The sequence below is a fragment of the Sulfitobacter sp. TBRI5 genome (assembly GCF_051013555.1).
Classification (GTDB): Bacteria; Pseudomonadota; Alphaproteobacteria; order Rhodobacterales; family Rhodobacteraceae; genus JL08.
Genome location: NZ_CP112884.1, coordinates 404,847 through 418,332, shown reverse-complemented (window position 1 = coordinate 418,332; position 13,486 = coordinate 404,847). Strand labels below are relative to the sequence as shown.

The 13,486-nt window shown below is 58.9% G+C and carries 11 protein-coding genes, 1 tRNA gene and 1 pseudogene; 7 read left to right on the top strand and 6 right to left on the bottom strand.

From position 1 onward, the window contains the following. Positions 1-36 precede the first annotated feature (36 nt). Positions 37-2,934 (bottom strand): valine--tRNA ligase, encoded by a 2,898-nt coding sequence (locus OLX72_RS02185; RefSeq protein WP_433989686.1) that lies wholly within the window; start codon positions 2,932-2,934, stop codon positions 37-39. Between OLX72_RS02185 and OLX72_RS02180 the strand changes: the two genes are divergently transcribed. Further along, positions 2,933-3,154 (top strand): hypothetical protein, encoded by a 222-nt coding sequence (locus OLX72_RS02180; RefSeq protein ID WP_114869056.1) that lies wholly within the window; start codon positions 2,933-2,935, stop codon positions 3,152-3,154. The genes OLX72_RS02185 and OLX72_RS02180 overlap by 2 nt on opposite strands. A 93-nt stretch (positions 3,155-3,247) precedes the next feature. On the opposite strand, the gene OLX72_RS02175 is transcribed toward OLX72_RS02180, so the two are convergent. Beyond that, entirely contained in the window at positions 3,248-3,616 is a 369-nt protein-coding gene (locus OLX72_RS02175) for a tellurite resistance TerB family protein (RefSeq protein ID WP_254684774.1), read from the bottom strand. Between the two features lie 172 nt (positions 3,617-3,788). Here OLX72_RS02175 and OLX72_RS02170 point away from each other — a divergent pair, with 172 nt between their 5' ends. From OLX72_RS02170 to OLX72_RS02160, 3 genes and pseudogenes are all read left to right on the top strand, one after another. After that, on the top strand, positions 3,789-5,363 hold the full coding sequence (locus OLX72_RS02170; RefSeq protein ID WP_114872086.1) for a lysine--tRNA ligase: 1,575 nt from the start codon (positions 3,789-3,791) through the stop codon (positions 5,361-5,363). 46 nt (positions 5,364-5,409) lie between these two features. Then, on the top strand, positions 5,410-5,811 hold the full coding sequence (locus OLX72_RS02165) for a DUF4864 domain-containing protein (protein ID WP_114869058.1): 402 nt from the start codon (positions 5,410-5,412) through the stop codon (positions 5,809-5,811). Positions 5,812-5,926: 115 nt separating this feature from the next. Further along, positions 5,927-8,211 (top strand): annotated as a pseudogene (locus OLX72_RS02160) (glycosyl hydrolase family 28-related protein). Between the two features lie 33 nt (positions 8,212-8,244). Here the strand turns inward: OLX72_RS02160 and OLX72_RS02155 are convergent. Continuing rightward, complete coding sequence (locus OLX72_RS02155; RefSeq protein ID WP_433989685.1) at positions 8,245-8,922, bottom strand: hypothetical protein; 678 nt, start codon at positions 8,920-8,922, stop codon at positions 8,245-8,247. A gap of 148 nt (positions 8,923-9,070) precedes the next feature. Here OLX72_RS02155 and OLX72_RS02150 point away from each other — a divergent pair, with 148 nt between their 5' ends. Then, on the top strand, positions 9,071-9,478 hold the full coding sequence (locus OLX72_RS02150) for a universal stress protein (protein WP_114869061.1): 408 nt from the start codon (positions 9,071-9,073) through the stop codon (positions 9,476-9,478). Between the two features lie 216 nt (positions 9,479-9,694). Here the strand turns inward: OLX72_RS02150 and OLX72_RS02145 are convergent, their stop codons facing one another. The 3 genes from OLX72_RS02145 to uvrB form a co-directional block, all read right to left on the bottom strand. Beyond that, positions 9,695-10,051, bottom strand: a complete 357-nt coding sequence (locus OLX72_RS02145) for a cupin domain-containing protein (RefSeq protein ID WP_114869062.1) — start codon at positions 10,049-10,051, stop codon at positions 9,695-9,697. A 55-nt stretch (positions 10,052-10,106) separates the two neighbouring features. Then, entirely contained in the window at positions 10,107-10,538 is a 432-nt protein-coding gene (locus OLX72_RS02140) for a hypothetical protein (RefSeq protein WP_433989684.1), read from the bottom strand. 66 nt (positions 10,539-10,604) lie between these two features. Continuing rightward, positions 10,605-12,803, bottom strand: coding sequence for an excinuclease ABC subunit UvrB (gene uvrB / locus OLX72_RS02135; protein WP_433989683.1), 2,199 nt, complete (start codon positions 12,801-12,803; stop codon positions 10,605-10,607). Positions 12,804-13,011: 208 nt separating this feature from the next. Here uvrB and OLX72_RS02130 point away from each other — a divergent pair, with 208 nt between their 5' ends. Together OLX72_RS02130 and OLX72_RS02125 are read left to right on the top strand one after the other, a co-directional pair. Continuing rightward, positions 13,012-13,323, top strand: coding sequence for an ETC complex I subunit (locus OLX72_RS02130; RefSeq protein ID WP_114869065.1), 312 nt, complete (start codon positions 13,012-13,014; stop codon positions 13,321-13,323). Positions 13,324-13,372: 49 nt separating this feature from the next. Continuing rightward, positions 13,373-13,449: transfer RNA gene (locus OLX72_RS02125), tRNA-Arg, on the top strand. Positions 13,450-13,486: the final 37 nt, after the last annotated feature.

Below are 13,486 nucleotides of genomic sequence, written 5' to 3'. Positions count from 1 at the left end.
TGCCTCCGGCAGGAGTATTTCCGGACAAATGAAGGGTCAGCCCAGCTCTTCCAGACGGGCAAGCGCCTCTTTCAATGTGGCGTCTTCCTCTTCCCTTGCGGCCAGATTGGCGCGGGTTTCCTCGACCACCTCGGGCGGGGCAGAGGCGGCGAATTTCGGGTTGTTCAGACGCCCGCGCAATCCGCCCAGTTCCTTGCCAAGCTTATCCAGCGTCTTTTGCAGCCGCGCCTTTTCTTCGTTGATGTCGATGATATCGGCCAGAGGCAGGCCAAAGCTGCCGCCTTCGGCCGCGATTGTCACGCAGCCCTTGGGAAAGCTGTCGACTTTGGTCAGGCTGTCGACGCGGGCAAGCCGTTTGATCAGGATTTCGTTTTGCGCCCAAGCTGTCTGTCCGTTCGCGTCCAGATCGCTGAACAGCATCGGAACCTTGAGCCCCGCAGGCACATGCATCTGCGCGCGCGCCGACCGGATGCTTTCGATCAGGCCGATGACCCAGTTCATCTCGTGATCTGCGGCCCGATCGACCAGATCGGCGGTCGTGTAGGCCGGCCAGTCGGCGTGGATCAGCATCTTGTCGCGCTCGCCCGAGACACCCCAGAGTTTTTCGGTGATGAACGGCATGATCGGGTGCAGCAGGATCAGGCACTGGTCCAGCACCCATTTCATGGTTTCCTGCGTTTCGGCCTTGGCCGCGTCATCGTCCTGCAACAACGGCTTGGAAAATTCGACATACCAGTCGCAGACCTTGCCCCAGACAAAAACGTAAAGTGCGCTGGCGGCATCGTTGAAACGATAGGTCTCGAGCGCGGCGTCCACCTCCTGGCGGACTTTTGCGACCTCGCCCATGATCCATTTGTTCAGCGTGTGCTGCGGTTGGGGCAGGGTGGTGGCGGGCGCGCCAAACACTTCGTTCATTTCGGCAAAGCGCATGGCGTTCCACAGCTTGGTGCCAAAATTGCGATAGCCCGCGATCCGTTGCGTATCCAGTTTGAGAGCACCGCCAAGGCTGGCCATGGCTGCATTGGTAAAACGCAGCGCATCGGCGCCGTATTCGTCGATCAGGTCCAGCGGATCAACCACGTTGCCGGTGGATTTGGACATCTTCTTGCCCTTGGCGTCGCGGACAAGGCCGTGCAGATAAACGGTTTTGAACGGCACTTGGTTCACGACTGAAAGCTGCATCATCATCATCCGCGCCACCCAGAAGAACAGGATGTCGGTGCCGGTGATCAGATCAGAGGTCGGAAAGTATTTCCTGAGCTCTGGCGTGTCTTCGGGCCAGCCCAGCGTACCGATGGGCCAGAGGCCGGAGGAGAACCACGTATCGAGGACGTCGGGGTCGCGGGTAAGTTTCACACCGTCCCCGGCCATCGCCTTCGCTTCGGCCCCGGTTGGTGCGCAATACTGGTTGCCGTCCGCATCAAACCACACCGGAATCTGGTGCCCCCACCACAGCTGGCGGGAAATGCACCAGGGTTCGATATTGTCGAGCCAGTGGAAATAGACCTTTTCTTCCCGCTCGGGCAGGATTTTGGTGTCGCCGTTGCGCACCGCGTCCAGCGCGGGGCCGACGATCTTGTCTGTGTCCACAAACCACTGATCGGTCAGCAGCGGTTCGATCACCACCTTGGAGCGGTCGCCAAACGGCTGCATGATCGGTTTGCTTTCGACGTAGGGCATCATGCCGCCATCAAAACAGACCTCGCCCTCGTCATTGGGTGGGGCAGGCACCATCACGGCCAGACCTTCGGCCGTGATATCGGCGACGACACGCTTGCGCGCCTCGAACCGGTCAAGGCCGCGGTATTCGTCGGGCACAAGGTTCATTGCGGCGATCATCGCCTCGTCAAAGCCCTTTTCGCCATTGGCAATGGCCTGCGCCACAGCAGCTTCCTCGGCATAGGGTTTGCCATCGCTGCGCATGTGGGCGCGGGTATCCATCAGGTTGTACATCGGGATGTTCCCGCGCTTTGCCACCTGATAATCGTTGAAATCATGCGCGCCGGTGATCTTGACCGCGCCGGAACCGAAATCAGGGTCCGGATACTCATCGGTGATGATCGGGATCAGGCGGCGGTGTTCCTTGGGACCGACGGGAATTTCGCACAGTTTGCCCACGATCGGGGCATAGCGTTCATCCGACGGATGCACCGCAACAGCCCCGTCACCCAGCATGGTTTCAGGGCGTGTCGTCGCGATCGAGATATAGTCGCGTGTCTCGCGTAGGGTGACGTTACCGTCTTCGTCCTTTTCCACGTATTCATAGGTTGCGCCATTGGCCAGCGGGTATTTGAAATGCCACATATGGCCCGCAACTTCGATGTTTTCGACCTCGAGATCGGAAATCGCGGTTTCGAACTTCGGGTCCCAGTTGACCAGACGCTTGCCGCGATAGATCAGGCCCTTGTTGTACATATCCACGAAAACCTTGATCACGGCGTCGTGGAAATTGCCGTCTTCGCCATCGGGCGCGCTGTCGGCGCCGGACATTGTAAATGCCTCGCGCGACCAGTCACAGGAGGCACCAAGACGTTTGAGCTGCCCGATGATTGTCCCGCGCGAGGCGATTTTTTGCTGCCACACGCGGCGCACGAATGCGTCGCGGCCCATTTCTGCGCGCGTTGGTTCCCCGTTGGCGGCCATATCGCGTTCGGTGACCATCTGGGTGGCGATGCCAGCATGATCCGTTCCCGGCTGCCACAGCGTGTCGAACCCGCGCATCCGGTGCCAGCGCACAAGGATATCCTGCAAGGTGTTGTTGAACGCATGGCCCATGTGCAGGCTGCCGGTCACGTTGGGCGGCGGGATCATGATGCAATAGGCGGATGCGCCCGGCTTGGCGTTGGCCCCGGCCTTGAAGCATCCGGCGGCTTCCCATGCCTGATACAGCCGGTCTTCGGCCTGCGCCGCATCAAAGGTTTTTTCCATCGCCATGATCATGATCCTTGTTCGTGTGGAGGATCATCTAGCGAAGGACGGCGCGAAGGAAAAGGTGTGGCGCGGGGTCGGACCGCCGGAATGTCCGTATTTTTGGCAAAAAGAAAGCACGCGCAACGGTTCTTTAACCCTGACCGGGTCTAATGGGTCCGCGGTACAGGCTGCCGAGCCGATGACCGTGCAAGAAGAAGGCAAGTCGCCCCTCCCAACGGATTAAGCACCACATATGCCTGTGGACGGCCCACGGGAGGGCGCACTGGCCGCTTCTATTTGCCAACAATACGAGTATCCGCGCCCGCCATGTGCGGCGTCAGGTCAAATGGCGCGCGCGGGCCCCGCGTTCGATGGCCGCAGCGTGCAGGCGGTCGATGTTCAACTCGTAGCGAATTTCTTCCAGCAGACGCAATTCGGGTTCGGCCAGCGTTCCGTCTGCGGCGGCGACATCGCAGGCCAGCGCATATGCGGTTTCAAACAGGCGTTCGGGCAGGCTTTCGCGGATCAGGCCGAACAGAGCATCCAGCCCGTCCTCTTGTTCGAACAGGTCGAAAACGATCTGCGCAATCGTGTTCATGCGGTCTACATCATAGCTGGCAAAGACCGGCAGCATATTCACCGCAGACTGGATCTTGACCAGTTCGGCGGTGCGAATGTCCTCATCCGAGGCAGAAACCGCGATCATCAGGGCGACAAGGCTGTCTTGTGCGCTTAGCGCGTGGGGTATTTCATTGGGCAAGGGGGCCGTCCTTTGGCAAAGCTGTGTTGCAGCGCAGAATATTGACGCGCACCCGAATGGGCAATAGGTAGCGTCGGACCTGTGCGCATTGGGCGCCGGGGCAATTCCGGAGATGGGTATGTCAGAGCTTCGTCAAGCTGCACTTCAGTCCAAAGCGTGGCCGTTTGAAGAAGCGCGCAAACTGGTCAAACGCTATGCCAAAACCCCGCCAGAGAAAGGTTTTGTGCTGTTCGAGACCGGTTATGGCCCGTCCGGATTGCCCCATATCGGCACATTCGGAGAGGTCGCGCGCACCACGATGGTGCGCCGCGCCTTTGAAGTGATCAGTGATATTCCGACGAAACTGATCTGTTTTTCCGATGATCTGGACGGGATGCGCAAAATTCCGGGCAATGTGCCGAACCCTGAAATGCTGGCACCGCACACGCAAAAACCACTGACTTCGGTGCCTGATCCGTTCGGTGAATTCGAAAGCTTTGGCCATCACAACAACGCCATGTTGCGCCGGTTCCTGGATACGTTCGGGTTTGAATACGATTTCATCAGCGCGACCGAATTCTACCGGTCGGGCCAGTTTGACGAGGTGCTGTTGCGTGCGGCGCAGCGCTATGACGATATCATGGCCGTGATGCTGAAATCCCTGCGCGAAGAGCGCCAGCAGACTTATTCGATTTTCCTGCCGATCCACCCCGAGACGGGCCGCGTGATGTATGTGCCACTGACATCGGTGGATGCAGATGCGGGAACGATCACGTTCAACGACGAGGATGGAAGCGAGATGACCCTGCCGGTGACAGGCGGGCACGTCAAGTTGCAATGGAAGCCGGATTTCGGTGCGCGCTGGGCGGCGCTGGGTGTGGATTTCGAGATGTATGGCAAGGACCATTCCACAAATACGCCGATCTATGACAGCATCTGCGAAATTCTGGGGGTCAAGGCGCCGGAACATTTCACATATGAGCTGTTCCTAGATGAAAACGGCCAGAAAATCTCGAAAACCTCGGGAAATGGCGTGTCGATCGACGAATGGCTGACCTATGCGTCCACCGAAAGCCTGTCCTATTTCATGTATCAGAAACCCAAGACAGCCAAAAGGATGCATTTCGATGTGATCCCCAAGGCCATGGATGAATATCACCAGCAATTGCGGGCCTATCCGACGCAAGACGTGAAGGCGCAGCTGAACAATCCTGTCTGGCACATCCACGGCGGCGATGTGCCTGAATCGCACATGGTGGTGCCTTATTCCATGTTGCTGAACCTTGCCGCGGTTGCGAATGCGGACAACAAGGATCAGCTTTGGGGGTTCATCCAGCGCTACGCACCCGAGGCCGCGCCTGAAACCCATGCCGATCTGGACGCGGCGGCAGGCTATGCGGTGCGTTATTACAATGATTTCGTGAAACCGGCCAAAACCTACCGGATGCCCAGTGATCTGGAGCGCGAAGCACTGGAGGATTTGCGCGACCAGTTGAAAACCTGGGAAGGCGGGCTGGATGCCGAGGCGTTGCAATCACTGGTGTTTGCCTGCGGGCGCGAACGGTTTGATCCGCTGCGCGACTGGTTTACCGCGCTTTACGAAGTGTTACTGGGCGCCAGTCAGGGGCCACGCTTTGGCGGATTTATCGCGCTTTACGGCGTGGACGAAACCATTGCGCTGATTGATGACGCCCTGGCCGGAAAATTGACCTAAGGGCAAACGCGCCTATCCTTTTGTTCACAGACAGGAGGGTTTGAAAATGCGTTCGTTGATTTTGGCACTGGCTTTGATCCTTGGGACGGGGGCCAGCGCGTCCGCCCAAAGCAGCGAGATCGAGGCCACGATTTCCAACCAGATAACCGCGTTCAAGGCGGATGATTTTGCGCAGGCGTTCACCTTTGCCAGCCCGACGATCCAGCAATTGTTCCAGACCCCCGAAAATTTCGGGCGCATGGTCAGCCAGGGCTATCCGATGGTGTGGCGCCCGGCCGATGTAAGGTATTTGGAACTGCGCGAAATTTCGGGCGAGCTGTGGCAAAAGGTTATGATCACAGATGCGGATGGCGCGGTACATGTGCTGGATTACCGGATGCAGAAATCTGAATCTGGCTGGAAGATCAACGGGGTGCAGATACTGGCGCAACCCGAAGCCAATGTCTGATCCGCACCGCATGTGCCCACCGTGACGGTGCTGTGAACGCTTCTTAACAACCTGTCGATACTTCCCTTTTCGTGCGCCGGGATCGCCCGGATTAGAACGAAGGAAAGGGATTTTGATGAACAAGGCTATCACCGACGGGATATTGCTGATGCCGCCTGCCTTTGCAGGCGGGCTTGATACATGGTCAAGCGGGGATGGCACGCCAGGGTCAAACACTTATGACGCGTCGGGCAACGCCGCGTTTGTGCCAGCCGACCAAGACTTTGGCGGGTGTCTGGAACTTCTGAAAAGCGATGCGGTACAAAAGCTGCGCTATAGCGGCGAAACGCCCCTTTTGCCGGGGTGCTATCTGCAAATCAAGGCGCGCGTCAAAGCGATAAGCGGGGCGTTTCCTTCTGTGCGCATAGCAGCGTGGGCCGGTGGTGCCGGCGGCGCCCATGTGCCAGCCGTCGTTCAGACCGCGCCTACCGTGGCGCTAAACACATATGGCAAGATTGTGGAAGTGTCGGCGATCGTCGGTTCCGGTGCGCGCACTGGCGTTGACATGGTGTGGGGCACACAGCCGATCTATGGGCATTTCGGGCTGGACCTGACCGGTGCAAATGGAGGTGTCGTGCGGATTGACGATATCGAAATCACCGATGTCACGTCGGTGTTCCTGCGCGATATGCTGGGGCTGGTCGATGTGCGCGATCATGGCGCGGTGGGTGACGGGATCACCGATGACAGCGCCGCGTTTGAAGCTGCGGATGCCGCCGCCAACGGGCGTGCCGTTCTGGTATCGAAAGGAACGTATTTTCTGGGGGACAGCGTTACATTTGAATCCTCGGTCCGGTTTCAGGGTACGGTCAGCATGGCGGCGGACAAGCTGTTTGTTCTGACGCGGAATTTCGATCTGCCAACCTATATCGATGCGTTCGGTGATGAGGAACTGGCCTTTCGCAAGGCGTTTCAGGCGCTGCTGAACAATGCGGATCATGAATCGCTTGATCTGGGCGGGCGCAAGATCAATGTGACGGCACCGATCGACATGAAGGCGGCGGTTCCCAACCGCACCAGCTATGCCACGCGCCGGGTGATCCGGAACGGCCAGTTCGAGGCCGCGCCCGGTGCTTCGTGGGATACGGAAACGGTTACGTCGCAAGCGACCTATACGCCAGCAGATCCGCGTGTCTTGACCGGGGTCGTCGATGTGGCGAACGTGCCTGTGGGTGCCTTGGTCGATGGATTTGGCGTCGGGCGTGAAGTCTACGTGCTGGACAAGAACGTCGCGACACAAGAGGTGACGTTGAACGCGCCCCTGTATGATGCGGCGGGAACGCAGGTATTTACATTCAAGCGCTTCAAGTACTTGCTGGATTTCAGCGGCTTCAGCCAGCTGAGCAAATTCAGCCTGTCCGATATAGAGTTCCAGTGCAACAACCGGTGCAGCGCGGTGATGCTGGCCCCGAGCGGTCTGATCTTTCAGGTACGAGACTGCTTTTTCTCGCGCCCCAAGGACCGCGGGATCACATCAATCGGCGGTGGCTGTCAGGGAATGAAGATCGACCGCTGCCAGTTCCGGTCATCCGAGGATGCGCTTGATGTGGCCGACCGGATAACCATCGCACTGAAAACAATGCCAACGACATCAAGCTGCGCGATTGCCGGGCCACGAAATTCCGGCATTTCGCGGTCGTTGCAGGCAGCAATTCCCTGATCCTTGGCAATCACTTCTTTCAGGGTGACAGCGTGCCCAACGGGGTGCGCACCGCCGGCCTTGTGATTGCGAACTCCCATTGCAGCAGTATCGTTTCGGGAAACTACATCGATAACTGCTTTATCGAATGGACCAACGAACAGGACGCGGCGCCGGAATTCAATTCAGCGTTTTCGTTCAGTGCGCTGAGTATTTCCGACAATATATTCCTCTCTGGCGATGTCGCGCCATGGTTCAGCTATATCGTGGTGAAACCGCACGGCATCGGCCATTTTTTAAGTGGTGTGACAATTACCGGCAACAGGTTCCGCACGATCAACGGCACGATCGACCGGGCCGAACGGGTTGATACCAGCTTTGCCGATCTGGATTACACGCGCATGAAGAACATCACGTTCAGCGCAAATTCGTTTCATTCGGTTTCGCGTCAGGTTTCCAACCCTTTGCGGATCAAACATGCGCAGATCACCGAGGCACAGACATGGGTGATTGATCCGGACGGGCAACTGCCCTTCGGGGCGTGGGCGCGGACGGTGGATGCTGTTGTGGCAGATGGCAAAATCCGCAATGCGGCCGGGGAACAGCAGTTTGCAATGCCCTACACAACGGTGCAAAACGGCGCAAATTCCGATCAGGTGCATCTGCTATGGCCGCAGGCGGTGCGCGGGGATGCGACGGTTACGGTGCGCATCGATAATTGAATGGTCCGGGGTGGGCTGTAACGTCCGCCCCGTTCAGAATTCGTGCCAGAACCCGATGCGCAGGCCCAGCGTGTCGGTCTGTGCGCTGCGCGCTTCGATCCCCAGTTTCACGAAACGGTCGGCCCGAAATTCCCACAGCAGCGACGGGGTAATCGCAACCACAGAGGTATTGTCGGGCCAGTGGGTTGTTTCGATCTGAACAAGGGTCAGCAACCGCGCCGACAAAGGCAGGCCCAGTGTGGCATCCAGTTTGGCGGACAGATCGCCCTGCGTCGTCCCGATTTCGACCGAACTGTCCAGCCCGAACCAGCCATATCCAACAGGGCGCGTAATGCCGTGCCCGAATGACAGGCCCAGTCTGACAACCGGGTCCCATTCGCCGTTCACCCGCCGTGCGCCCGCCCCCGCTTCATAGGCCAGACGCACCGGTTTCGTCTGCGGCCCGATCGGGCGGCGCAAAAAGCCGATGGCATGACCATACGAATCCGCCGTGACATTCACATCAGCCCCGAATGTCAGTGTCTTGCTCAGCCCGTGTTCGCCGTAGACTGCGCCTTCGCCCTGCGCCGTCAGCCCGTCCCGTGTCAGCCGCGTTGTACTGGACGCGGCAAGAAACGTGCGCCCCTGATCCTGCAACCAGGCACCGGCATGTGCAGGCGTAAAATAAACGCACAGCAGGCAACCCCATATGCAAATCAAGATGCGATCCATCGAACCCTCCAAGCGCACCCTGCTTAAGCAGGGTTAATGAAAGGTTTACGCGAATGGCGTGCGCACTGGCCTGTTGCAAACCTGACATGCATCAATGCAACTTGTCTCAAAGCATGTCAGAGTGGAAAAAACTCAGGAGGGAAAACCCATGTATCACAACATTCTTGTACCGATTGCCTTTGATCACGAGCGTGACAAATCCGCGCCGCTGAAGCTGGCCAAGCTTTTGTCGTCGCCCGATGCAAAAGTGACATTGCTGCATGTCATCGAACATGTGCCGTCCTACGCATTGTCCTATCTGACCGAAGATTTTCTGAAAGGCACCCGCGATGCGCTGGATGCAGAGATGGAAAAACTGGCATCGCAAGTACCCGGCGCCGTGGGCCGGGTGGTAGAAGGCCATTCCGGCCGCACCATTCTGGACTTTGCCGAAAAAGACGGTTCCGACCTGATCATCATCGCCTCGCACCGGCCCGAAATGCAGGATTACCTGCTGGGCAGCACTGCCGCACGCGTTGTGCGCCATGCCCAATGCGCGGTGCATGTGGTCAGATAGAACCGGACGGCAAGAAAATGCGTTCGGGATTGATATTTATCAATCGGCGCAAGGACGTGCATGGAAATTATATGCACCTGCGTGGACGTTCGGATCGTGACCTGTTGTGAGCCGGGGAACAACGATGTGCATGCAGACGTACCTGGTACGGTTTACCCCGGTCCGAAAGGGCCGGGGTATTTCATCGGCTATGTGAATAATGGCTGATCCGGCCCGTCAGCGGGCAACGATAACATAGGTTTTGCGCACATGTTCGTGCACGATCCATTTGCCGGTCCAGCCCAGTGGCAGGATCAGCAGCCCGCCGGCACCAACACTTTGCTGCGCGCCGCCATTGTCGCCTATCACGGTCACGGAACCAGACAGGATGTGACAATATTCGGCCGATGCGGTGCGGTCGGCGGTAAACTCGCCCGGCGTACATTCCCACACGCCGATATTGGTTTTCCCGTCTGCCGAGGCCCACAGGTTCGCCGCCGCTTCGGTCTGGCCCGGCGTCAGCGTTGTGGGTTTGGGTTCGAACGCGCCGACATCCACGGATGCCAGATCGCCAAAAGCGGATAAATCAATCATACGGGGCCTCTTGCTGTTGGGTCGATGGGATTGCTGCGCAACCGGTCAGGTTACCCTAGACCAACCCCGCAACAGTGCAATCGCGGAATATGCGCACTTCGGGTGCGGCCCCCTTTAGCGGAAAACGCGTGGTCTGATCGCCGATCAGGGCGGTGGCCTCATCGTTGAATTCCAGCCCGTTCAGAACATTGCCAAAGCCGCGATCCGTGACTGTCAGAGATGTGTTCGCATCGGCCATGACATGCCTGTCGGTGGTGCTCGTCAATCCGCGCGGCCCGTCAAAGCGCAGCGCTAACACCGGTGCATCGGGCCACGGGGCAGGGCGGCGCAACGTGATCGAATAGGCCGGCCCCGCCGGATCATAGGTCAGCCGCACATCGCCCTGCGCTTCGCTGTGGGTCAGAACGCAAAGCCGACCGTCCGTCGTGGCCTGCCACGCATGGGCGGGCATCGCCGCGAGGAACAGAAGGGTTAGAATGAGGCGCATGGGACGGAGTTAGGTCAGAAGGGGAAGGAGTAAAGTTGGGGGAACAAAACAATCGCTCCTGACCAATTACCTCTTCCCCCGTCGTTTCACGCCACCCCGCATGCCGCCGCGGCCCATGGTGCTGCGACCTCGGGTGCCCACTGCGGCCTCGCCCGCGGCTTCGATGGCGGACTGGCGCGCCAGGGGATCGTCAGCAATTGCCAGATCGACCGCTTCCAGCCGCTTCACCTCGTCGCGCAGGCGCGCGGCCTCTTCGAATTCAAGGTTTTCGGCGGCCTTGCGCATGTCGGTGCGCAGCCCGTCCAGTACGGCCTGAAGATTGCCGCCCGCCAGCGGGTTTTCAATCCTGGCGGTGACGCGGTTCATGTCGACATCGCCCTTGTAAAGGCCCTTCATCACGTCCTCGACGTTTTTCTTGATCGTGGTCGGCGTGATGCCGTGTTCTTCGTTATAGGCAATCTGCTTGGCGCGGCGGCGGTCGGTTTCAGCCAGCGCGCGTTCCATGCTGCCGGTGATGCGATCGGCATACATGATCACCCGCCCTTCGGCGTTGCGCGCGGCGCGCCCGATGGTCTGGATCAGCGATGTTTCAGAGCGCAGGAAGCCCTCCTTGTCCGCGTCCAGAATGGCGACCAGCCCGCATTCGGGGATATCCAGCCCCTCGCGCAGCAGGTTGATACCCACCAGCACGTCAAACGCCCCAAGACGCAGATCGCGCAGAATCTCGATCCGTTCGATCGTGTCGATATCGCTGTGCATGTACCTCACCCGAATGCCCTGTTCGTGCATATATTCGGTCAGGTCTTCGGCCATGCGTTTGGTCAGGGTGGTGACAAGCGTGCGATACCCGTCGGCGGCCACCTTTCGCACCTCCTCCAGCAGATCATCGACCTGCATGTCGACAGGGCGGATTTCGACCTGCGGGTCAAGCAGGCCGGTGGGGCGGATCACCTGTTCGGTGAACACACCACCGGTCTGTTCGATTTCCCATTTGGCGGGGGTGGCCGACACGAACACCGATTGCGGGCGCATCGCATCCCATTCCTCGAATTTCAGCGGACGGTTGTCCATGCAGGACGGCAGACGGAACCCGTGTTCGGCCAGCGTGAACTTGCGCCGGTAATCGCCTTTGTACATGCCGCCGATCTGGGGCACGGACACATGGGATTCATCTGCGAACACAATCGCGTTGTCGGGGATGAATTCAAACAGGGTTGGGGGCGGCTCGCCCGGCGCGCGCCCGGTCAGGTAGCGCGAATAGTTTTCGATCCCGTTGCACACGCCGGTCGCTTCCAGCATTTCCAGATCGAAATTCGTGCGCTGTTCCAGCCGCTGCGCCTCAAGCAGCTTGCCGTCGTTCACCAACTGGTCCAGCCGGGTTTTCAACTCTGCCTTGATATTGACAATGGCCTGCTGCATCGTCGGTTTCGGCGTGACGTAATGCGAATTGGCATAAACGCGGATCTGGTCGAACGTATCGGTTTTTTCGCCGGTCAGCGGGTCGAATTCCGTGATGCTTTCCAACTCGTCGCCAAAGAACGACAGCCGCCAGGCGCGGTCTTCCAGGTGGGCGGGGAAAATCTCCAGCGCATCGCCGCGCACCCGAAACGATCCGCGCTGGAACGCAGCATCGTTGCGCTTGTACTGTTGCGCCACCAGATCGGCGATCACCTGCCGCTGGTTATAGGCGCCGCCCACCTTCAGATCCTGCGTCATCGCGCCATAGGTTTCGACCGACCCGATGCCATAGATGCACGACACCGACGCCACGATGATCACATCATCGCGTTCCAGCAGGGCGCGGGTGGCCGAGTGGCGCATCCGGTCGATCTGTTCGTTGATCTGGCTTTCCTTCTCGATATAGGTGTCAGACCGCGCCACATAGGCTTCGGGCTGGTAATAATCATAAAAGCTGACAAAATATTCGACCGCGTTGTCGGGAAAGAAGCTTTTGAATTCACCGTATAGCTGGGCCGCCAGCGTCTTGTTCGGGGCCAGTATGATCGCGGGGCGCTGGGTTTCTTCGATCACCTTGGCCATGGTAAAGGTCTTGCCTGTACCAGTGGCCCCCAACAGCACCTGATCACGCTCGCCGTTTTTAACGCCCTGGGTCAGTTCGGCGATGGCAGTGGGCTGGTCGCCCGCGGCGGAAAACTCTGTCTGCATGCGCAAGGGAATGCCGCCCTCAAGCTTGGCGCGGGTGCGCACATCGGGGGCAGGGGCATGCATCATCGGCAGGGCGGTTTCAGGTTGGGACGTGGACATGGGGCGCTCCGGTTCAGAACCACTAAGGTTGTGGTGTTTCGCCCAAGGTTCAAGCCCCAAATACACGTCCCTGCCCACAGAATGTAGCGGCAATGCCGGGGCAGGGCGCATCGGCAAATGCCGATTGCACACCATGCGCGGCAAAACGGACCTTGCCCAGCCCCCACAAATTGCCCATATGTAAGGCACGCAAAAAACGGAGTTTGCGATGCGCGCACGTATCTTTCAGCCCGCCCGGACGGCCATGTCATCGGGCACTGCGAAAACCAAAGGCTGGGTGCTTGAATTTGCACCTGCATCCGCGCGCGAAGTCGACCCGTTGATGGGCTGGACATCGTCCTCGGACACTCAAAGCCAGGTGCGGCTGAATTTCCCCACGAAAGAGGCTGCGCTGGAATATGCCCGCGAACATGGCATCGACGCGCAGGTGTTCGAACCCAAAAAACGCAAACCCAACATCCGCCCCGGCGGTTACGGCGAGAATTTTGCAACCGGTCGGCGTGGCGCGTGGACCCATTAGCCCCTTGGGGCTTGATCGCCGGGTGGCTTTGTCGCAGTAAGGGGCCAACGGTCCCATAGCTCAACTGGATAGAGCATCTGCCTTCTAAGCAGAGGGTTTCAGGTTCGAGTCCTGATGGGATCGCCACACCATTCCTTCAAATCCGCATCAGCCGCAGAACCGC